20 protein-coding genes are annotated in these 20,999 nt (G+C 58.4%); 10 read left to right on the top strand and 10 right to left on the bottom strand.

The window, feature by feature from the left end; genetic code table 11:
• Positions 1–5 precede the first annotated feature (5 nt).
• The 3 genes from QSV77_RS24505 to QSV77_RS24495 all read right to left on the bottom strand — a co-directional run bounded on the left by QSV77_RS24505 (position 6) and on the right by QSV77_RS24495 (position 3,128).
• Positions 6–1,466: a xylulokinase gene (locus QSV77_RS24505; RefSeq protein ID WP_302735458.1), complete on the bottom strand. Its 1,461-nt coding sequence runs from the start codon at positions 1,464–1,466 to the stop codon at positions 6–8.
• Positions 1,467–1,470: 4 nt separating this feature from the next.
• A complete protein-coding gene (locus tag QSV77_RS24500; RefSeq protein WP_302735457.1) occupies positions 1,471–2,100 on the bottom strand; it encodes an SIS domain-containing protein in 630 nt (209 codons plus the stop codon).
• Between the two features lie 89 nt (positions 2,101–2,189).
• Positions 2,190–3,128: a sugar-binding transcriptional regulator gene (locus tag QSV77_RS24495; protein ID WP_302735456.1), complete on the bottom strand. Its 939-nt coding sequence runs from the start codon at positions 3,126–3,128 to the stop codon at positions 2,190–2,192.
• 127 nt (positions 3,129–3,255) lie between these two features.
• Between QSV77_RS24495 and QSV77_RS24490 the strand changes: the two genes are divergently transcribed.
• Positions 3,256–3,906 (top strand): HAD-IA family hydrolase, encoded by a 651-nt coding sequence (locus QSV77_RS24490; RefSeq protein ID WP_302735455.1) that lies wholly within the window; start codon positions 3,256–3,258, stop codon positions 3,904–3,906.
• A gap of 719 nt (positions 3,907–4,625) precedes the next feature.
• Here QSV77_RS24490 and QSV77_RS24485 read toward each other — a convergent pair.
• Together QSV77_RS24485 and QSV77_RS24480 are read right to left on the bottom strand one after the other, a co-directional pair.
• Positions 4,626–5,378 (bottom strand): HpcH/HpaI aldolase/citrate lyase family protein, encoded by a 753-nt coding sequence (locus QSV77_RS24485; protein WP_302735454.1) that lies wholly within the window; start codon positions 5,376–5,378, stop codon positions 4,626–4,628.
• 254 nt (positions 5,379–5,632) lie between these two features.
• Positions 5,633–6,082, bottom strand: coding sequence for an Lrp/AsnC family transcriptional regulator (locus QSV77_RS24480; protein ID WP_302735453.1), 450 nt, complete (start codon positions 6,080–6,082; stop codon positions 5,633–5,635).
• A 214-nt stretch (positions 6,083–6,296) separates the two neighbouring features.
• On the opposite strand from QSV77_RS24480, the gene QSV77_RS24475 reads away from it, so the two are divergent.
• The 9 genes from QSV77_RS24475 to QSV77_RS24435 are packed head-to-tail and all read left to right on the top strand — an operon-like array spanning position 6,297 to position 16,065.
• Positions 6,297–7,781 carry an ABC transporter substrate-binding protein gene (locus QSV77_RS24475; RefSeq protein ID WP_302735452.1) on the top strand — a complete coding sequence of 495 codons (1,485 nt, stop codon included), beginning with the start codon at positions 6,297–6,299 and terminating at the stop codon, positions 7,779–7,781.
• A 22-nt stretch (positions 7,782–7,803) separates the two neighbouring features.
• A complete protein-coding gene (locus tag QSV77_RS24470; protein ID WP_302735451.1) occupies positions 7,804–8,748 on the top strand; it encodes an ABC transporter permease in 945 nt (314 codons plus the stop codon).
• Positions 8,745–9,560 (top strand): ABC transporter permease, encoded by an 816-nt coding sequence (locus QSV77_RS24465; RefSeq protein ID WP_302735450.1) that lies wholly within the window; start codon positions 8,745–8,747, stop codon positions 9,558–9,560. Before QSV77_RS24470 ends, QSV77_RS24465 begins: the two co-directional genes overlap by 4 nt.
• A 3-nt stretch (positions 9,561–9,563) precedes the next feature.
• Positions 9,564–11,228, top strand: coding sequence for an ABC transporter ATP-binding protein (locus tag QSV77_RS24460; RefSeq protein ID WP_302735449.1), 1,665 nt, complete (start codon positions 9,564–9,566; stop codon positions 11,226–11,228).
• Positions 11,225–12,781, top strand: a complete 1,557-nt coding sequence (locus QSV77_RS24455) for a serine hydrolase (protein ID WP_302735448.1) — start codon at positions 11,225–11,227, stop codon at positions 12,779–12,781. Before QSV77_RS24460 ends, QSV77_RS24455 begins: the two co-directional genes overlap by 4 nt.
• Complete coding sequence (locus tag QSV77_RS24450) at positions 12,774–13,631, top strand: creatininase family protein (RefSeq protein ID WP_302735447.1); 858 nt, start codon at positions 12,774–12,776, stop codon at positions 13,629–13,631. The genes QSV77_RS24455 and QSV77_RS24450 overlap by 8 nt, the downstream gene beginning before the upstream one ends.
• Positions 13,624–14,322 carry an RraA family protein gene (locus QSV77_RS24445; RefSeq protein ID WP_271363643.1) on the top strand — a complete coding sequence of 233 codons (699 nt, stop codon included), beginning with the start codon at positions 13,624–13,626 and terminating at the stop codon, positions 14,320–14,322. Before QSV77_RS24450 ends, QSV77_RS24445 begins: the two co-directional genes overlap by 8 nt.
• Positions 14,319–15,212, top strand: a complete 894-nt coding sequence (locus QSV77_RS24440; protein WP_302735446.1) for an N-formylglutamate amidohydrolase — start codon at positions 14,319–14,321, stop codon at positions 15,210–15,212. Before QSV77_RS24445 ends, QSV77_RS24440 begins: the two co-directional genes overlap by 4 nt.
• A gap of 13 nt (positions 15,213–15,225) precedes the next feature.
• Positions 15,226–16,065, top strand: coding sequence for an alpha/beta hydrolase (locus tag QSV77_RS24435; RefSeq protein WP_271363645.1), 840 nt, complete (start codon positions 15,226–15,228; stop codon positions 16,063–16,065).
• 32 nt (positions 16,066–16,097) lie between these two features.
• Here QSV77_RS24435 and QSV77_RS24430 read toward each other — a convergent pair whose 3' ends face one another.
• The 5 genes from QSV77_RS24430 to QSV77_RS24410 form a co-directional block, all read right to left on the bottom strand.
• Positions 16,098–16,982 carry a sucrase ferredoxin gene (locus QSV77_RS24430; protein WP_302735445.1) on the bottom strand — a complete coding sequence of 295 codons (885 nt, stop codon included), beginning with the start codon at positions 16,980–16,982 and terminating at the stop codon, positions 16,098–16,100.
• Between the two features lie 6 nt (positions 16,983–16,988).
• Positions 16,989–17,882, bottom strand: a complete 894-nt coding sequence (locus QSV77_RS24425) for a GntR family transcriptional regulator (RefSeq protein ID WP_302735444.1) — start codon at positions 17,880–17,882, stop codon at positions 16,989–16,991.
• A 295-nt stretch (positions 17,883–18,177) separates the two neighbouring features.
• A complete protein-coding gene (locus tag QSV77_RS24420; protein ID WP_302735443.1) occupies positions 18,178–19,146 on the bottom strand; it encodes a zinc-binding alcohol dehydrogenase family protein in 969 nt (322 codons plus the stop codon).
• Positions 19,147–19,217: 71 nt separating this feature from the next.
• Positions 19,218–20,054 carry an alpha/beta fold hydrolase gene (locus QSV77_RS24415; protein ID WP_302735442.1) on the bottom strand — a complete coding sequence of 279 codons (837 nt, stop codon included), beginning with the start codon at positions 20,052–20,054 and terminating at the stop codon, positions 19,218–19,220.
• A gap of 247 nt (positions 20,055–20,301) precedes the next feature.
• Positions 20,302–20,946 (bottom strand): hydrolase, encoded by a 645-nt coding sequence (locus tag QSV77_RS24410; RefSeq protein ID WP_302735441.1) that lies wholly within the window; start codon positions 20,944–20,946, stop codon positions 20,302–20,304.
• Positions 20,947–20,999 lie beyond the last annotated feature (53 nt).

Raw genomic sequence — 20,999 nt, 5'->3', positions numbered from 1 at the left:
GTCTGTCATTCCTTCCTCCACTGTGCAAGGGGCAGGGCAGCGCGATAGGCGCCCCGCACCTCTTCCATCCGCGCGGCATCTCGTTCGCGCGGCTCCGCCACGATTTCGTATCGAGGCTCCCACTGTTGTGCGATTTCAGTCGTATGGCGTCCGGCCGCTGCTGCGGCTGCCTGCACCGCAGCGCCCGCTGCGGCGGCTTCCGGCAGGTCACAGGTCCAAACCTGGTTCCCTGTGAGGTCGGCGAGGATCTGACGGTATGCCTTCGAGCGGGATGCGCCGCCTGTCACGATCAAGCGGCCGTCGCGTTCGACGCCAAGTGATGCGAGATAGTCGCCACCCTCAAGGAGACCGCAGATGACGCCTTCGACGGCAGCACGGGCAATCTGCCCCGGCTCGATGTCGCTTCTGATTCCAGCGAGAATACCGGTAGCACCCGGCAGATTGGGTGTCCGCTCTCCGTCAAGGTAAGGAACCAGCACCACTCCTCTGGCGCCGGGCTCAGTCGCAAGCGCGAGGGTGTCGAACTCTTCGGTGGTGGCTCGGAGGACACGCCGAAACGCATCGGTGACCTTTGCGGAGTTCAAGGTGGTGATCATCGGCAGGAAGGCATCGGCAGCATCAGCGTATCCGTTGATGGAGCCTGTGGCATCCTTGATGCCGACCGTAGTGCGACCGTAAAGCGTACCACTGGTGCCAAAGGAGATGATAACGTCGCCTTCGCGTATGCCCATGCCGAGCGCTGCGGTCATGTTGTCGCCAGAACCAGCACCCACAACAGCGCCCTGAAGCGCTTCCAGGCCGTCGATGTGTTGCACCAGGCCGGATCCTTCGCTGGAGCCGATAATTTCCGGAAGGACCGCCTCCCAGTCGACGTCCGACACGGCGAGATCGGCGAGCGCAAAATCCCAGGAGTTTGTAAAGGGGTTGAAGTAACCCGTTCCGGAGGAAACACCACGTTCCGTGGCCGCCCGGCCGCTCAGCCTGTAGAGCAGGTAGTCTGAGGGCAACATGATCCGCCGCGCCCTGGCAACCATTCCTGGATGTGCGCGCTCGGTCCATGCGAGCTTGCTGACGGTTAGTGCTGCGGCAGGCACGGAGCCAGTGCGAGCGGCCCAATCCTTCTGTGGAAGCTTGTCAAGAAGGATCGAGGCATCGTGGGCGGACTGAGTGTCGTTCCACAGCTTGGCGTCGCGAAGCGGCAGCCCGTCTTCTGCAAGCATCACGAGACCGTGGCCCTGAGCGCCAACCGAGATACCAGCGATGCGCGGGAGATATGTCGTCAGTTCGCCCAAGGCCGACACAAGCGCCTGCCACCAAGCCTCGGGCGCCTGTTCGCTGCGTGGCGGCGTAGTTGGCGGATGCGGCTTGCGGGCCTGCGCGACGACGGCTCCGTCTTCCAGGCGTCTCAGCACAACCGTGCATGACTGGGTGGAGGAATCGACGCCAGCGACGAGATCGCGTTGCATCTGATCAGCCCTCGGCGTTCTGAAGGCGCTTCAAGCTGTCTTCTGCGTCACGCCCGACAGCGCCCGACGGATGCGTGAACAGCAGTTTGTCCCAACCGTAGCCTCGTGCGGCACGGCAGACTTCGACGAGGGCGTCGGTGACGGCAGCGGTCGCAAGCGAACTGCCAGTCGCGACGACGGCACCAAGATCGCTGTCTGCCGGAAGGGTCAGCTGGATGACCTCGTCGGACATCTGGGCCAGCGGGGACTTCGGATCTGCGGTGATGGAGACGAGACCTGCGCAGAGTGTCTTGGCGCGGGCGCAGAAGTCGTTCAACTCGTCAGAGCTGCCACCCTTTGAAAGGGCAAGGACCAGGTCATCCTTCTGAAGGACGCCCAGGCCGCCGTGTAGGCCGTCTGCCGGCGGCAGGTAGAAGGCGGGGGTGCCGCCGACTGAAAGAAGATGTGCGGCCCGGCTGGCGATTGCGCCAGACGTGCCACTTCCGGTGACCAGGATTTTGCCCTTGCACTCGATAAATTTTTTGGCAACCGCGAGGAAGGTTTCATCAACCCCGTCAAGCGTTCCAAGAATGGCCGCGGCATCCGCACGGATTACCTGCTTAGCGCGACCGACCCACTCGTGTTCTGACTGCATAGGAAGCCTCCCTGATGGCGGGAGTCATATGCCACTCTACTAAAGTCGTCAAGTGAGTATGAACGCGCTCATTTGAGCGAAACTGCCATTTAGCTGGACATGAGCTTCCTCGCAACACCAGCGTCGGTGATCAGCGTGGTGACCCACTTGCCCTTGAGTGTTGCCCGGATGGCGTCAGCCTTCTCGATGCCGCCGCCGATGCCGATGCGCTCTGGAATGCGCCGCAATTGCTCGGTGCTGAGGCATAGTCCGGTCTGGTCGAGCGGACTGGCGACGACTTCACCCGTTTCGTCAATGAGCGTCGCGCATACGTCGGCGCAGACGTTTTTCTTCAATGCATCGCGGCGCCAGTCTTCCGGGAAGCCGGAGCACAGGCACGACTCCGCCGGGCGCCACGATCCGATGCCCACAGCGAGCACGTCGATCCTGTCGTAGCGGGACATGGCGCTCGCAATCGAAGTCTCGTTCCGAAGCCTTGCGATCAGGTCGGGATCATCGACCCACATGGGGCCGAAGAGCGGGTAAGCGGCTCCGCCACTGGCGCGCGCAACGCGGTGAACCAATTCGGTCGGATTCTGCGAAAGGTCGAGGCCTGCGGGGCTGCCTCCGGCCTGGACGACATCCACTCGCGGCAGGCGGCCGAGGGCTTTTCCAGTCGCCGAAAGGGTGCGTCCCCAGCTGAGGCCGAGCAGTTGGCCGTCGATCAGCGACTCTTCGAGATAATCGGCTGCGAGCAGCCCCAGTGGCTCGAACAACTCACTCGAGTGCAGATCCGGCCCGTCGAGGACCAACGCCGCCTTCAACCCGAACTTCTGTCGAAGCTTCTCCGCAAGCTCGGTGTTCATGTCGCCCTGGTCATTGATCTCGATCTTCACAATGCCGTCGGCGAGGGCTGTGTCCAAAAGGCGGGCCACCTTGAACCGCGAGATGCCCAGTTCGTCGGCGATTTGGGATTTGGTCTTCTGCTCGATGTAGAAGCGACGAGCGACGAGGGAGGCTTGGAGCTTCTGGAGAGGGCGTCGAGGCATTTGAGTAAATCTTCGCTCATTTGTTGCAATTGGCTCAACCTTTTGACAGATTGCGCACCGATGGGCAACGGTACGCTAGCGCCGCTCCCGCAACGACCCATCCCCTCCTCATACCGAAGAAGAGACCATGTTAACCTCCACCCCCTTTGAAAGTCAGCGTTTCGGCGCGTTTCTGTTCGACATGGATGGCACCATCCTTGACTCCAGTGCAGCCTCAGAACGCGTTTGGGGCGGCTGGGCCAGGGAGAACGGAATCCCGACGCCGCCGTATCACGGGCGCCGGGTTGAGGACACGATGGCTGACCTCCGCAGCGTCGGGATTGATCCGGTAAAGGGGGCTGCGGAAATCACGGAACGTGAACTTGCCGATCTGGCAGGGGTTGTTGCCATTCCTGGCGCCGCCGAATTTCTCGATATGGTGCCGACAGGGAGATGGGCAGTAGTGACATCTGCGCCGAAGCAGCTTGCGCTCAGGCGTATTGCCGCCGCCGGGCTGCCGCTGCCAAAAGCAATTATTGCCGCTGAAGATGTTACAAGAGGGAAGCCGAAGCCCGATCCTTTCCTTGCAGGAGCCAGGCTCCTGTCTGCGGACCCGAAACGGTGCCTGGTTTTCGAGGATGCGGACGCAGGCATTCACGCAGGAGAGGCTGCGGGAGCCTCGGTGCTCGTTATCACCCACACAAACAGCGCCACGCTCAAGGGCCGCCCGACATCGCCGGACTACACGCTGCTTGGTGTTCGGGCGACCGGAGATGCGTTGATGATCAAAGCTGTCTGAACAACGGCATCAGTCCGCGGGCTATTCGCCGAGCAATGGCGAACGCCGACGATGGGATCACACGGCTCAGGTGGTTTACTCCTTGTCGTTTTCTTCGTCCGTTTGCTCAAGCCGGCAGGTGGCGGGCGGCAGATCCCGCGGATTGGTACGCGTGCGAGAATGAAGGTGTCAATCCTCTGGCGGATAATGGGCGGAGCAAACCACGCCGGTACAGGGCCAGGTGCCTGGAGGGTCCTGAATGTCACACACCTCAATCTCGCCCTCCTCCAGTAATCATCTTCCTGAAGATGTGAGATCGGTTTTGCGTGCTGGCATCGCAGGATGGTGGGTCAAACCTGATGCCTCAGGGTTTCGATGATCGCTTTCATTGCTGGCTATATCTGTCGTCTTTTGGGGTAATACAGGCTATAGTCGATAAAGGGTTCGCTTCAGTTATCGAGAGCCGCCTGCAATCTGCCTTCGGCCATAGGGTCGTTGACAATATTTTCCGGAACATAAGCTCTTCCAGAGCTCTTTAGGGCCTCATCGATCCAGGCTCGTTCCTAAAAACAAAACGGGACCGCTGCCACAAGTGCTAAACCGGTGCAAATCTCACACCGCCCTGGGGGCTCATGTAACGGGATTGCGGGCTGACAGACGTCTTGCACGCTCCAGCATGCGAGACCCCCACGACGACAGCGGGCAAGCTGCCGCACAACGTTATTTTCACTTTACTCCCGTCACTGCGCTTGCGGGAGAAGTTGTTCGGTAGTGTTCCATGCGTCGCGAAAACCCAGTGCAATGGCGCCATGCTCCATTGTCAACACAAGTGTGTGGGCGCCGTTTTCGAGAGCGAATTGCTTTTCGGAAACGCTCCATGCCGGGAGCAACCAGTGCTTTCCAGCGGATTTCGCTGCCTCGGCAATGGTCTTCAGATCGGCAAAATCAGCATCACTGCGCTTGTAGGAGCCGCGACCGCGTCGCAGTGAAAGATCGCTTGGGCCAACGAACACGCCGTCCACCGTGTCGAACGACAGGATTTGCTCGATATCTCTCAATGCGCCCGCATGTTCTATCATCGGGTAACATCTGGCGCGCTGGTTCTGACTGGAGAACCACTGATCATCTGGACTGCCATAGGCGACTGTACGCCCGCCTGCGAAACTGCGATCCCCGCCAGGTGGAAATTTTGCGAATGCACATATTTTCCCGGCATGCGCAGCGTCGAGAATATGAGGTATGATCACCGCATCGGCGCCAAAATCCAGCGCCTGCTGGATTGGGCCGCGTTCCGGCCCCAGCACCTTTGCCAGTACCTCCAGCCCCAATCCCTTTAGACCCGGAATGAACTGCTCGAGTGCATCGAGATCAAAGCTGCCGTGTTCGATATCCAGCACGACTGCACCGTACCCGATGGAAGAAGCAATTTCTGCGGCGGCCATGTTTGGTCCGGAAAGCCAGACGGCCGATTTATGTCCGGGATTCGATACCATCGTACAGGGCTCCTGATTTGAAAGAAAAAGGTCGTCGCATTTGTCCAAGGGCGCTGATACGAACGATTTCGTCGGCTTCTTGTCGCGTCAGGTGGTCGAGCAAAGATGGAACTGCGTTCTGTCTCTGCGTTTCCTTCGGGCCGCGCTCGTGATTTCTACCCTCGGTGTCATTGAAAAGTATTGCAAAACCGGGCGGTATAATCTGTCCGAAAAGCGCTCTCGCTTAGTCCGCCCGGTCTTTTCGCGGCCCGATATCAGTCCAGCCGATCTTTAATGGCCCGCGTTACGATATAGGTGAAGTAGCGCTGGATGCCGATTTCCATGGCGAGCATCCGGTCGACGAGACGCTGATAACTGTCGATGTCAGTGGTTTCCACGCTCAGGAAATAATCGACGCCACCGCCCACCGACCAGCAGGACATAATTTCCGGTATGTCAGTGACAGCGCTCTCGAAGCGTTTGAAATCCGCATGGCGATGGCTGGCCAGTATTATTTCCATCAGCACCCGAACAGGCAATGGCTGTTCTGCCCTCGATATGCGGGCGTGATAGCCGGTAATCACGCCCTGTGTCTCAAGCCTTTTCAACCGCGCCCAGGCAGGGGTGGCCGACAGGCCAACGGCCTCCGCCAACGCCTGTTTGGTCAGGCGTCCATTGCGCTTCATGGCCTCGATAATGCGCAGGTCTATTGCATCCAGTTTCAAGTTTTTCTCCATGAGACCGCCGCAGACAGTGGCGGCAGGCGGAATGTGGGTGGCTCGAACATGTTTTAATAATGCACATGGAAACATACTTGACTATGATTTTTACATATGAAATGTTTTTTGCATAAACATAAAACAAGAGGGCGAACTTATGTCACTGTCGAAACTGGCCTTGCGTGCATTATGTGCATTTGCGGCCCTGGCTCTTCCCGGATTGTCCGTAGCCAATACGCTGAACGTGCAGATTACCGCTGATATCAGAAGCTCCCAACCGGGCATAAATCGCGATGCCGGCACGGATTCCGTCATGCTCAACGTGGTTGAAGGACTGGTTGCTGCAGGTGAAAAGGGCGAAATTCGTCCGATGCTGGCCAAGGAATGGACGGTATCCGACGATGGCAGGACATATACATTTATCCTGCGTGACGGCGTGAAATTCCACAATGGCGAGACGATGACCGCTGCCGATGTGCAGTGGAGTCTCGAAAAACTCATTCGTGATCCGGAATTCAGCTGCAAGACCTTCTTTGATGGCAGTCGTGACGCCAAGGTGGAAACAATCGAGGCAAAGGACAACACAGTTGTCGTGACGCTCGATCGTCCCGATGCGATGTTCCTGAACTATATGGCGCAGGCGCAGTGCGGCTCCACCGGTATCGTGCACCGTGCTTCATTCGGAGATGACGGTAAGTGGAAAGCGCCAATCGCCACAGGCCCGTTTGAGTTCGGCGAATGGAAGCGCGGACAGGGACTGACACTGAAGAAGTTCACAGACTATTCCATTTCAGGCGAGCAGCCCGACGGTTACGGCGGTCGCAAGGAAGTCCTTGTTGACGAGGTGAAATACGTTGTGGTGCCCGACACTGCAACGGCAGTCGCTGGTCTTAAAAGTGGCGCGCTGGATGTGCTGCCCTACCTGCCGCCAGGCGAAGCCGCAAAGCTGAAGGACGAAAAGGACTTCAACATTGTTGCGGCTCCTCACGGTGGCCTTGTGACCATGCTATTCCAGACCGCTGATCCATTGATGTCGAAGGTCGAAATGCGCCAGGCCGTCATCGCCGCGCTGGATACACCGCAGATCGTCGATTCCGTAACTTACGGACTGGGTGTTCCCAACAATTCGCTCGTTGCATCCGGCTCGCTTTATCATACGGCAGCGCATGACAAGGGTTACACCTATGATCCTGATGCCGCGAAGGCACTGCTGGCCAAGGCTGGTTACAAGGGCGAGAAGATCAATATTCTCACTAACCGTCGCTCGGCCATCAACTACGATACTGCAATCATCGCACAGGCCATGTTGCAATCCGCCGGTATCAACGCGGAAATCGAAGTCCTTGAGTGGGCAAGCCAGCTCGACCGTTTCAACAGCGGCAAATACCAGATCATGGCGTTCAATTACTCCAACCGCACCGATCCGGCGCTCGCCTATCAGACGGTTGTCGGTTCGAAAGCCAAGAAGGCCAATGCTGTCTGGGATGATGCTGATGTCAGCAAGCTCGTCAATCAGGCGCTGCAGGAAACAGATCAAGTAAAACGTCAGACAATCTTTGATGATCTGCATGCCCGCTTTCGGGAGCAGGCCCCGCTGGTGATGCTGGCCAATGGCCTCGATGTCGGCGTGTCCGGACCGAAGGTAAAGGGATATCGCACCTGGCAGGGCTTTGCCCGGTTCTGGGGTGTCGAGAAAACCCAGTGAGAATGACTGGCGGATACTGACCATGCTGAAATTTGCGCTGAGCCGACTATTGTCGGCAATCCCCACCCTGTTCATCGTCTCGGTGGCGGTGTTCTCCCTCATCCGCCTGATACCCGGCGACCCGGCCAGTCTGATGCTCGGCGATCTCGCTGATGCGGATGCGCTGGCCGCCGCCCGCAAGTCGATGGGACTGGACCAACCCGTGCCGCTGCAATTTGTCATCTGGCTCGGCAATGTCATGCAAGGTGATCTTGGCCACTCCGTGCTGAATGGCCAGCCGGTGCTTGACCTTGTGCTGCAGCGTTTTTCGACCAGTGCGTGGATGGTGCTGATTGCAGTTGGTCTTTCCGTTCTAATTGCCGTGCCACTCGGCATGGCAGCGGCATGGAAACACAATGGCGGACTTGATCTCGCTATTGTCGCCATGTCCACCTTGCTGCTTTCAATCCCGACCTTCTGGTTGGGATTGATGATCCTGCTTGGTTTCGGGCTCAAACTCGGCTGGTTGCCGGTACTGGGTTATGTCTCTGTCACCGACGATCCGGTCGCCGGATTGATCTACCTGATCATGCCGGTGGCAACGCTGGCGTTGCACGAGGTGGGCATCATCGTGCGTATGGCCCGCGCCTCGACGCTTGATGTGCTGCGGCTTGATTACATTACCCATGCCCGCGCCAAAGGGTTGGGTGAGACGGCTGTCCTTCTGCGCCATGCGGCACGCAATGCCTTCGGCCCGACCTGGACGCTGATTGGTCTTATCCTCGGCAACCTTCTCGGCGGGGTTGCCGTGGTGGAAACCGTCTTCACCATTCCGGGTCTCGGCAGACTGATCGTCGATTCCATCTATGCCCGCGATTACGCTGTCGTGCAGGGTTGCCTGCTGTTTGTGGCCGTCACCTACCTGCTCGTCAATCTGCTGGTTGACCTGCTCTATCCCCTGTTCGATCCAAGAGTGACTGCAGAATGAAACGCCATCAACGAAACCGTATCCTCGGCGGCGCCCTTCTCGCCTGTTTTTTCGGGGCAGCGCTTGCCGGACGCATCTGGACACCGTTTGACCCGATGCGCATTAATCTGCGCTCCAAGTTGCAGGCACCGGATGCAATCCACTGGCTTGGAACCGATGAGTTCGGTCGTGACGTCCTTTCCCGGCTGATGACGGCGGCAGGTACCAGTGTCTCGATCAGTCTTGTAACTGTGTGTATCGCAGTTCTGGCCGGCGTGTCGTTTGGTGTTCTGGCGGGTTATGCCCGTGGCTGGACGGACCGCGTCATCATGGCATTCAACGATGCGCTGCTGGCGTTTCCCAGCATGTTGCTCGCGCTGGCGCTGCTATCGATTACCGGTGCCAATATGTATGGCATCATTCTGGCGCTCGGCATCGCCTATACGCCCTCTATGGTCCGTGTGGTGCGCGGTTCGGTGCTGTCCCTGCGTGAGCGGGAGTTTATCGAAGCGTCCCGCATCATGGGCAATTCGGCTGCCTATACCATGTTCCGCCATATCGTGCCGAACTGCCTTGGTCCGGTGATCGTGCTGGCAACCTCGATGTTCGGGTCGGTGCTGCTAACTGAAAGTGCGCTCAGCTTTCTTGGTCTTGGTGTGCCGCCACCAGCGCCGACCTGGGGCAACATGCTGGCCAGTGGCCGTCCCCATATCGCGGAAGCCGTATGGCTCGGCATCTTCCCTGGTCTCTGCATCTCCCTGTCTCTGCTTGGCATAAATCTTTTCGGTGATGCGATCCGCGACCGTTTCGACCCCCGCATGCGAGGATTGTAAGCAATGAACCAGCCTCTTATTCAGGTCGAAAATCTTAGCATTTCCGTGAATGGAATTGATGATCACCTTATCGTCCGAGATGTTTCGTTCAGCGTTGAAGCGGGTGAAATCGTCGGTATTGTTGGCGAGAGTGGTTCGGGGAAAACCATGGTGGCACGCAGTCTCATGGGTCTCCAGCCCCCGGCGATTGCCATTTGCGGCGGTGATATCCGTTTCGAAGGTCGCTCTGTACCATCGATGAAAGGCAAGGAAATCCGCGCATTGCGGGGTTCTCGGCTGGGCATGGTGTTTCAGGAACCGATGACCTCGCTCAATCCGTCGATGACCATCGGCAAGCAGCTCGAAGAACCACTGAAACTGCACACACGGCTGGACGCTGCGGCGCGGCGCGCCAACATTCTCGATATTTTGCGGCGGGTTGGAATTCATGATCCCGAAGGTGCCTTGCTGGCATTCCCGCATCATTTTTCCGGCGGCATGCGCCAACGCATGATGCTGGCATCTGCCATGCTGTTGCGACCATCACTACTGATAGCCGACGAGCCGACCACTGCGCTTGATGCGCTGGTACAGCGCGAGGTGCTGGAGCTGATGCTGGAGATGGTGCGCAGTGAAAACACCGCACTGTTGATGATCAGCCACGATCTACCCATGGTGGCGCGTTATTGCGACCGCGTCATTGTCATGCGGCAGGGCGAGATTGTCGAGCAGGGGCCGGTTAAGGATATCATTTCCAGCCCGCGTCATGATTACACACGCGAATTGCTGCAATCCATGCCGATGCGTGGGCCGCTCAGAGACATCGATCCGCAATCGAAACCGGTCATGGAAGTGCTCGGCATAGAGGTTACATACAGCGCCCGCGCAGGTTTTATGGCGCCGCGGAAGACCAAGAAGGCTCTGCAGGGTGTCGACCTTGTCGTGCGGCCGGGTGAAATCGTGGCGCTGGTCGGCGCCTCCGGTTCCGGCAAGACCACGCTTGGCCGTTGTATTGCCGGACTGGTTCCTGCCTCTGCCGGCCGTATTTTCTTTGCCGGTGAAGAGGTGAAACCGGATTCGCCAGCATGGCGCAATTACCGCCTCAATTGCCAGATGATCTTTCAGGATCCGTTCGGTTCACTCGATCCGCGCATGAAAATCCGTGATATCGTCGCAGAGGCCCTGCGCCACGACACCATGTCGACGCGGCAAGAAAAGCTGAACCGCACCCGCACCATTCTGGAAGAGGTCGGGCTCGACGGGCGTTATCTCGATCGGTTCCCGCACGAGCTTTCCGGCGGTCAGCGTCAGCGCGTGGCGATAGCCCGTGCCATTGTCGGGCGGCCGCGGTTCGTGATCGCTGATGAGGCCGTGTCGGCGCTTGACGTTACCGTGCGCGCCAGAGTGCTGGAACTGCTGGCTGATCTGCAGAAGCGATATGGATTTTCGTGCCTGTTCATCAGCCATGACCTGGGTGTGGTCGAGCAACTCGCCGACCGGGTGGTGGTGATGCGTGATGGTGCAATCGTTGAGCAAGGCAATCGCGACGACATTTTTGACGCTCCGCAATCGAAATATACGCGCGCCTTGCTTTCCGCCATCCCAACCCTGACCCGCACCGAAACCGGCGTTTCGCTGAACTGGCGTTTCGCTGAAACGGAAAAACAGCAGGCGGATGCATTGCAATGAAAATAACAGCAGTAACCACGGATCTGCCACGGGCAACACCCGCTTCGCGTCGCACAGATCCGGCGATAATCCTTGCCATGCTGGATGAGATCAAACGTCACGATCTCGAATTGCATAGCCTTCTCATCTGGCAGGATGACGCGCTGATCACCAGCGCTTACTGGGCACCTTATTCACTTGCTCGCCCGCATATGATGCATTCCGTGACCAAAAGTTTTACCTCCATGGCCGTTGGCCTGGCGGTGTCGGATGGTCTGCTGTCGGTCGATGACGCGGTGCTGCAATTTTTCCCTGATTATGCAGGACCGGTCGACGATAATTTGCGGGCCATGAAGGTACGGCATCTACTGACCATGACCAGCGGTCATGGGCGCGGCATTTCCGGTGGCTCCTGGCGCCGGGTGCTTTCAAGCTGGGTGGAGGATTTCCTGCGCCAGCCCAGTCCCTACAATCCCGGAGACGTGTTCGTCTACGACAGTGCGGCAAGCTACATGCTGTCTGCCATCGTGCAGCGGGTCACAGGACGGTTGATTGCCGATTACCTCAGCGAGCGGATATTCCAGCCAATGGGCATGTCTGCCAAAATGACATGGGATACGGGCACTGACGGCGTCAACACCGGTGGTAACGGTCTCAGCTGCACCAGTGAGGACATGCTGAAACTCGGCATATTGCACTTGCAGGGTGGTGAATGGCAGGGCCGACAGCTTTTATCGCGCTCGTGGGTGCAGGCGGCAACCGGCATGCAAATTCGGGACGTGGTGCTCGGTGTGTTTACCGGAGACCACTATCTCGGGCCCGATGAAGTCGGTGATGGTCAAAAGGTTAGCCGGCGGGAAGGCTACGGATATCAATGGTGGCGTGGTCCTCATAACAGCTTTTCCGCCAATGGCTTGTTTGGTCAGTATTGTATCGTCCTGCCGGAAGAAAATGGTGTCGTGGCGTTTACCGGCGGCTTGGAAGACAGTGATCGCCGTGTCCATCAGCTTATCTACGACGTGCTGCGTCCCGCACTCGGGAAGGGTGGCGGTAAGTCTGAGAGTGCCGAGAAGCTAGACGCGCGTCTAGCTGGGTTGCGGCTTGAAAATTATGCAGAAACGGCGTTTTCGTCGAAAAAAGTGCCGTGCGGCACATGGATGATCGAACCCAACGATCAAGCTATCGCAAGCATTGCTCTTGCCTCCAGCAGTAACGAGCTGAGTGTCATTCTCCGCGACGCCGACGGTGAACATCAGGTGCGAACAGGATGTGGTTTTTACATTGAAACTGTCACCACTATGCCCGGCGCAAGGCTGCACCATTCCTACCAGCCAGCCGGCGGATTGAGGGTCTTGGCCTCGTCCCGCCTTCTTGAAAAAGACGGTGTCGACACGGTTCTGGAAATGGACTGGATATTCGTTGAAACGGCGTTTCGCGATACTGTCCGCTTACGCTTTGCAGACGGCTCGGTGACGCTTTCGAGGCGGGTGAACGTCAATTCGTCCGAACTTGAATTGCCTGACATCAAGGGGCGACTGCTGGAGCAGCATGCAAGGGAGAAACAGCATGGTTGACGATGAACCGGTTTCGATTTCCCGCATGACGCATGAGAGATTTGCGGAGCGTATGAAACGCCCCGCAGTCATTCTCATTCCGCTTGCATCGCAGGAAGAGCAGGGGCCGCATGCGCCGATGGGTGATTTCATGCTGACCGAACGCCTGGCGGAAATGAGCGCCAGGGCGGGCGACGGGCTGACAGCTCCCGTGCTTCCTTTTGGTCATGCCGAATTTTTCCGGGCCATCGCCGGTGGAGTTCAGCTGCGTGCCGCGACATTCGCCGCCGTGCTTGAGGATATACTGACCTCGTTCCTCGATCACGGCCATGAACAGCTGCTGATTTTTAACGGTCACACAACGAATGCACCGCTGATCGATCAGGTTTGCCGCAAGTCGCGCCGTGAAAAAGGCGTGCTGATACCGGCACTGAACATCTGGCAGAGCCTGCCGGATAGCCTATGGAAGACGCTTTATGGTGATGATGCTGTACGTGTGCGCGGTCACGGCAGCGAACCGATGACCTCGGTCTATATGCATCTTTTCCCCGAACTGGTTCGAACAGAGGCGATGCGCGATCCCGCGCCGCGTGGCAGCGTATTCGGTTTGCCTGTCGGTGGTGTCTCTGCCACTCGTTTTGAAGGAATACCGGTCCAGATACCGCTTGATTGCACCGAGGTCGATCCGGACGGCATGCTCGGGGGTAGGGCTTGGCTGGCAAGTTCTGAAAAAGGTCAGGTGATCTGTGACCACATTGTTGGCCACACTGCCCGGTTGATGCGCCATCTGGCCGGTTTCGATCCACGAAACGCTGTACAGCCTTTTCAGGTATCTGCCCCGGGGCCGTCGCAAGGAGAAAGCCATGACTGAACTACGCATCGGCGCAATGCCGGATACTCCTCCTCAGGAGGTTATCGAGGCGTTGCAGCAGATTGAAACGGCCAGTGTCGGGCATCTGCGTCATACCGGTTTCATGAGCGGCTCCATTCAGGCGGTCTTGTCGCAGCAACGGGCCCGTGCCGGTATTGCCGTCACGCTCGCTATTCCCGCCATGTGCTCAACCCTATTGCACTACGCGCTGAGCCAGGTGCGCCCCGGCGATATGCTGGTGATCGACCGGCTGGGTGACAGTCGCCATGCCTGCCTTGGCGGTGCCGTTGCGCGGGCTGCGCGTATGGCTGGTATTGCCGGTGTCATCATTGACGGTCCGTGCACCGATGTCGCGGAAATCATCGCCGAAGGGCTGCCCGTGTGGTGCCGTGGTGTTTCGTCTGTCACGACCCGCCAGCTTGATCTCGGTGGCACATTCAATCGTCCGATCGCGTGCGGTGGTGTGCCGGTCTTGCCAGGCGATATCGTATTGGCGGATGCGTCTGGCGTGGTGGTGCTGCCAGCAGATGAGGCAGCAGAGATTGCGGCGATCTGCATTGCCCGTGAGACACGTGTTGCCCGCACCATGCAGCGACTGCTCGACGGCGAAAAGCTCGGCGACATCACCCGCGCAGTAGATAAGGTCAATGTGCGCCTCAACCCGGGTGCAACGGAAGGAACACAAAAATGACCCCGCTCTATGGCCAGTTGCAAGATGTCACGCTGGACGGCGTACTTTCGGTGATTGCACCCCGCGTACCTCTCGTTCCGATGGTGTTCGATAGTCCCCATAGCGGTCTGGACATGCCCAGGGGATTCAGGCCTGCTGTTTCCGCAGAGCGTGTGAGAGTGGCGGCAGACACCCATATCGATGATCTGTTTTTGTCGGCATGTGATGTCGGTGCGCCGTTGCTGAGTGCGCATTTTCCCCGCAGTTTTCTCGATGTAAACCGGTCCTTGCTCGACATGGACACCCAGCTTGTGGACGGCGATTGGCCTCATCCGGTGCGTGACAGCGCAACCGCAAAACGCGGCATGGGGTTGATGTGGCGTTATGCCTGGGGCGATGAGCCAATGTATGCGGCACCCATGAGTGTGGTGGAAGCTGAGGCGCGGATCGCCACCTACTGGCAGCCCTACCATGAAAACTTGGCTGGCCTGCTGAATGCAGTCTACAGCCGGTTTGGCCGTGTTTATCACATCAACTGCCATTCGATGACCGCGGTTGGCCATGCGATTTCGTCTGATCCGGCGGGAACGGTGCGGGCAGATATTTGCGTTGGCGATTTGCACGGCGGGTCGGCCTCCGGTGAATTTGTAGCACTAATCACCGAAACTCTTGAAGCGGAGGGGTTGGTCGTTGCGCTCAACAAACCTTTTCGTGGTGCGGAGCTGGTCGCGGCTTATTCGAACCCGGCACTTCAACGCCACAGTGTGCAGTTCGAGATCAATCGCAAACTCTACATGGATGAGACAACGCGCGACTGTAACGATGGTTACGAGGCATTAAAGGGCGTGCTCGCCCGCATGAACCGCGTGCTGGCCGATTACGCCAGTCAGCAACCACCGAAAAAACTGTAAGGGGAATTGTTTCATGTCTGCCCAGCAAAACGCCGTGCCACTCAATTTCTATCGCCGGGGCCGTACACCTATCTTTGCTTCGCGCATGGATCAGCGCTTTTCGTGGTGCTGCTATATTCCCGAAGGATATGATCCGGCCGGTGAAGCCATTCATCCGCTTGCCGTCCTCGTTCATGGGAGCCTGCGTGATGCTGATATCCTGCGCGACGAATTCATCGATTTTGCCGAACAACATCAATGCGTCCTGCTGGCGCCGCTTTTCCCGGCCGGCATTGATGACCCTGATGATCTGCACAACTACAAGCACATGATCTATCACGGCATTCGTTATGATCTTGTTCTGCTGGATATGATCGATGAACTGGCGATGGGTTACCGTGTCGAAAAGGACAAGGTGCTGATGCACGGCTTTTCTGGTGGTGCACAATTTGCCCATCGTTTTCTCTATCTTCACCCGCGTCGCCTCCAGGCCGTTTCGGTCGGCGCACCGGGTACCGTCACGCTTCCCGACGATCGCGCCAATTGGTGGGTCGGTTTAAACGGCATGGAAGAGATATTCGGACAACCCATTGATATCGAAGCGATACGTCAGGTGGCGGTGCAGTTGGTGATCGGCGATGCGGATATCGAAACCTGGGATGTCACCGTCGGGCCAAAATCATCCTTCTGGATGGAGGGCATCAATGATAGCGGTGAAACACGCGTCGAGCGCTTGCGAGCCTTGGAAAAGGGTCTGAAGGCGATTGGTGCCGAGCCACGCTTCGATACGGTTGCGGGCATCAGCCATGATGGCACCGGCATTCAGCCACCCGTCAAGGCATTCTTCTCGGCTGTTCTCGAAGGTTCGGGCTGAGGAACCATCGGTTCAGCCGAGGACTGCAGTGTTCAGTGCTCGGCTAGAACGGATGTGGCGACCCACCGCGACACGTTTTTTGTACCCTGCGGCTCGTCAATCGTGACGCAGCGTGTGTTGACCACAAACTCAGGTCTCTCAACGGTTACAGTGGCGCGTTGCGTGCCAATCGTCGCGTGGAAAAGAACCTGCTCCGGGCTGGAAGTTTCGCTCTCCGTATCCGTCTTATGAAGTGTCATCTCCCCCGCTATGCCGCGTTGTCGCGCCCATTCCAGCAGCGCGATTTCCGCAGTCTGCGCAGGCGCGTCGTAGGAGGGGCTGCCGCGATAGGCGGGCAAGTAGGCAATGCCCTGTTCAAGGCAATTGAGAAAATCGCCCACCTGCGATGGCTCCAGTCGGCTGTAACGGGCTCGTTGTGGTAAAACGACAAGCGAGGCGGCAAAACGGCATCCGCCGAGATGGGTAGATTGCAGGATACGGAAACGACTTGGGTCTGCCGCCTGTCGCAGCGCCTTCCATGTCGCAAAGCCGTAACGGGCGCAGCAAGGGTCCTGTTTGCCATCGGTGCAGCACACGATGGTCATGCGAGGGTCATGTCGGCCATCAAGCACGCCTCCGCCGGCCACATGCAGCAGCAATTGTTTGGCTTCCTCGGGCGTGACATGGTCCCTGACAATGCCCTGGTGTGTGAAGCCGATGTCGTCGCCGTCCACCAACGCAACGTGAATGCCCGCGGCATTGGCGGCCAGAATTGCCTGCCCGAGCCCTTCTGGCATGTTGTGCGATTTGATGCGTGGCACACGCCAGTCACCGCGCGGCCAGTGCAGCAGCACATAGCTTTTTGACGATGGGCCAAGTCCCGACGCTGGTTCGCCGCGTTCAGCACACAGGTCACGGCAAAAGATACGTATTGCCATCTGCAATCAATCACCGAGACGGGCAGGACGCGCGTCGCCGCTGGCGGAAGAACGGCTGAGATGGCGAAAGAGGATGGCCGAAGCCAGCTTGCGGTCATCGCTTTTGATGGCTTCGAGGATTGCAAGATGGTCCCGCGCCGCCTTGCGTACACCAGCTTCGCTCAATTCAGCAAATTCGGCATATTCGGTCATGCGTCGCAGGCTGTTCTGGCGGCGGATCGCCTGTTCGAGAAAGCGGTTGTTTGCCCAGGAAACCACGGCTTCGTGGAATCGGGCATTTGCCTCAAACCAGGCGGATCCTTCGATCGATGCCAAGGGGGCGTTCAGAAGTGCCGTCTGTTCACTTTCGAGCGCCAGCAGCATCTCCATGTCCACCCGGAATGTATCCTCCATCACGGCGCCGCATTCGATGATGGCGCGGAAGGCATAACTTTCATTGACCGCCTGTCGGTTGTCGAGGCATTCAGCAAAACGCCAACCGTGCCCGTCACGCCGTTCTGCCAGTCCTTCGGCAGACAGGCGCATCAGCGTGCGACGCACGATACCACGTGACGTGCCGAAATGTTCCAGGAGCTCAGTCTCGGAGGCTTCGCTGCCGATCAGGCCGTTTGCTCTTGCGTGCATGATTTTCCGGTAGAGTGTATCCACCCCTGAAGGGGGAACCATTTCTTCCAGCCTGTCTTTGTCGGCTGGTGCACGCACCAGTGCAAAACCGCGATTGTCGATCTGGGCCAACATGCCCTTTTCCGTCAAAAATTGCAGGACCTGCCGGACGGGCGTCCGGGAAATGCCGAACTCACGTGCCAATGCGGCATCAGAAATCTTCTCGCCGGCCGCCCAGCGTCCTGCACCAATGAGGGGCATCAATTTGCGAGCAACCTCGATTTGCAACGAGCTCAATTCACCTGCCTCCAGTGTGAACGGCTCGGGTGTGACCACATTTCCACTCAAAAAAAGGACCAACCTCTGAAATAAAATGATTTATAGACGCGCATAATACAAAAATAACTTTTTTAAAGGTTTTTTACAAGTGTGCACATGTTTGTGACCCTGGCGGGTTTCGCCAGGCGAGGCGCTCTTGCAGACGCCGATGCCCTCCTGCCGTGACTGAGACTGGAACTGCGCGACGCTCTTGGCGGATCAACGCGTTGCGCGACGAACCATGACCGTTGTTTGTCGCCGTCCGAGCTGCTCATTACCCTGCTGGGACGATGACGACGCGTCCGAGGATGGAATTGCCTTCGGCATAAGCATGGGCCTCAGCCGCTGCCATCAGTGGAAACGTCCTGTCCACGATCATCTTGAGAGTGCCGCCCGCCGCCCGATCCAGCATCCCGGACACCGTGTCGTAAACATCCGGCTTTTCCAATTGCGTTCCCATGAAGACCCCGAAAAGCGATTGGTTCGCCTGCAGCGCCGGCCAAAGGTCGATGCTGAGCTGTGAACCTCCGGCATTGCCGACAAAGACCAAACGCCCCTCGGGGCGCAGCGCCGCAAGAGAGTTTTGCAGGGTTGTCGCCCCTACCGGGTCCACAACGAGATCGACACCGCGACCCTCGGTGAGATACATGACCCTGGCAACGATGTCGGTCAAGTGATGGTCTATCGCATGATCGAGGCCAAGTCCGAGGAGAGGTTCAATCCTCTCGCTCCCAGAGACTGTTGCAAGCACAGTCGCACCTGCCTGCTGCGCGAGCTGAATGGCGGCGAGCCCGACGCCGCCGGCACCTGCCTGAATGAGGACGGTTTCGCCCCGCTTCAGACTACCCCGTGCGAAGAGGCAGTGATGGGCGGTCCCGAATGCGATCGGCAGCGCTGCGGCAGCCACCATATCTAATCCTTCCGGCACAAGCCAGGTCCGACTGGCGGCGACCGCACGTAACTCTGCGTGCGACCCGGCGAGATCAAAGCTCGTCACCCTTTGGCCCACATGACGATCCGATACATTTTCTCCAATTGCGATGATTTTTCCAGCGGCCGAATAACCGACAACATAGTCAGGATGAGGCGCGGGCGTGGACGCGCGATTAATCAAGTCCCCACCTTCAATGGCGGCGGCTTCAATGCGGATCAGGACGCCATCGCTGGCGCAAACCGGATCTGGGACATCCACGTAACGCAGGACGTCCGGTGAGCCCGGGCGATCATAGACGGCCGCTTTCATGGTTATCTCGATGCTCCCTCACTTGAGACAAAAACTGAACACATCGTCAAACGGCTCCGTGTCGGTTGCATTCACTTCGTGACGAACTCCAGAAGATCGGCGTTCAGCACATCGGCGTTGATGGTCAGCATGCCGTGCGAGAAGCCGGGATAGGTCTTCAGCGTGCCGTTTCTCAACAGCTTTACCGATTTCAGCGCGGAGTCGGCAATCGGCACGATCTGGTCGTCTTCGCCGTGCAGCACTAGTGTCGGTACGCTGATCGCCTTCAGGTCTTCCGTCTGGTCGGTTTCGGAGAAGGCCTTGATCCCGTCGTAGTGGGCCTTTGCGCCACCCATCATGCCCTGCCGCCACCAGTTCTGGATCACGCCTTCCTGCGCGGTCGCACCATCACGGTTGAAACCGTAGAACGGGCCGGACGGCACATCGCGGAAGAACTGCGCGCGATTTGCGGCAAGCGCCGAGCGGAAGCCGTCAAAAACCTCGATCGGCAGGCCTTCGGGGTTTTCCGTGGTCTTGAGCATCAGCGGTGGCACGGCGGAAACGAGCACGGCCTTGGCAACGCGGCCGGCGGGTTCGCCATGTTTGGCGACATAACGGGCAACTTCGCCGCCGCCGGTGGAGTGGCCGATATGGACGGCATTCTTCAGGTCGAGCGCCTCGGCGACGGCAAAGGCGTCGGCGGCGTAATGATCCATGTCGTGACCTTCGGCAACCTGGGCAGACCGGCCATGGCCACGGCGATCATGGGCGACGACGCGAAAACCCTTGGAAAGGAAGAACAGCATCTGCGCATCCCAGTCATCGGAAGAGAGCGGCCAGCCATGATGAAAGACAATCGGCTGGGCATCCCTGGGCCCCCAGTCCTTGTAGAAAATCTGTACGCCGCCGTCGGTCGTAACAAAACCCATGCTGTGTTCTCCTTCTGGAGTGTCTCGGATGGTGGGCCTGCAGCACGCGCAGTACCCGATGGAAGGACGATGCTTGTGGTCAGTGCGAAGACCGAGATCAGGACATAGCGGCGGCGGAGCGGTAGGAAAAGAACGGCTCACGTGACAGAACTTGCCGTTAAAAGTCTTTCCTGTCGGGTAAAAGCGGCGAGGGCCGGCAGACGGATAGCTCCGCCCCTTGCCAAAATGCTTGCCAGGTTGGCGGCGATCAGTCAGCCACCGGCGTATTGAGAAGCTGCTGCTCCCAAAGATATGCGATGCCGCTGCCGCCGAAGTGCTGAATGAGAACCTCGGTCAGCTCCTCGACATGCTCGGTGCGCGCCCAGTCGCGTTGCCATTCGCTAGCGAGCGCCATCACGGTCATCGGGTTCGCGCCGGCCGCGATCATCCGCTGGATAGCGACTTCGTGAGATTCCTTCGAAATCCCGCCCGACGCGTCGGTGATCACGGTCACGTCCCAGCCTTCGCCAGCGGCCTGGATCACAGGCATTGCCACGCAGACCTCGGTCCACAGCCCGGCGATGATCAGCTGTTTGCGGCCTGTCGCCTTGACCGCGTCCACGACCTTCTCGTCCTGCCAGGTGTTGACCCAGGTCCGGTCGATGACCTCCTGACCCGGAAATACGTCGGTGATCTGCTTGAAGAGAAGTCCGCCGCGCGCTGCGATCACGCTGGTGAGAATGGTTGGAACATTGAAAGCTTTTGCCAGCTTCGCCAGCGCGGTCGTGAGATTGACCACGGCTTGCGGATCGTGGCTGTTGAGATTTGCGAGCTGATAGGGTTGATGGTCGATCAGAACGAGGACCGAATCTTCGGGACGAAGAAGAGAATCGAGGCCGTTACGAAGGGTCATCAAGACTTCCTTTCTCTGCCGCCATGGACGGCGATGGGTTCAAGAGAGACACG

This window comes from Agrobacterium sp. V1 (genome assembly GCF_030518355.1).
GTDB classification, from domain to species: Bacteria; Pseudomonadota; Alphaproteobacteria; order Rhizobiales; family Rhizobiaceae; genus Agrobacterium; species Agrobacterium cucumeris.
The sequence above is the reverse complement of the archived record's forward strand: the minus strand, read 5'-3'. Positions and strand labels throughout refer to the sequence as shown.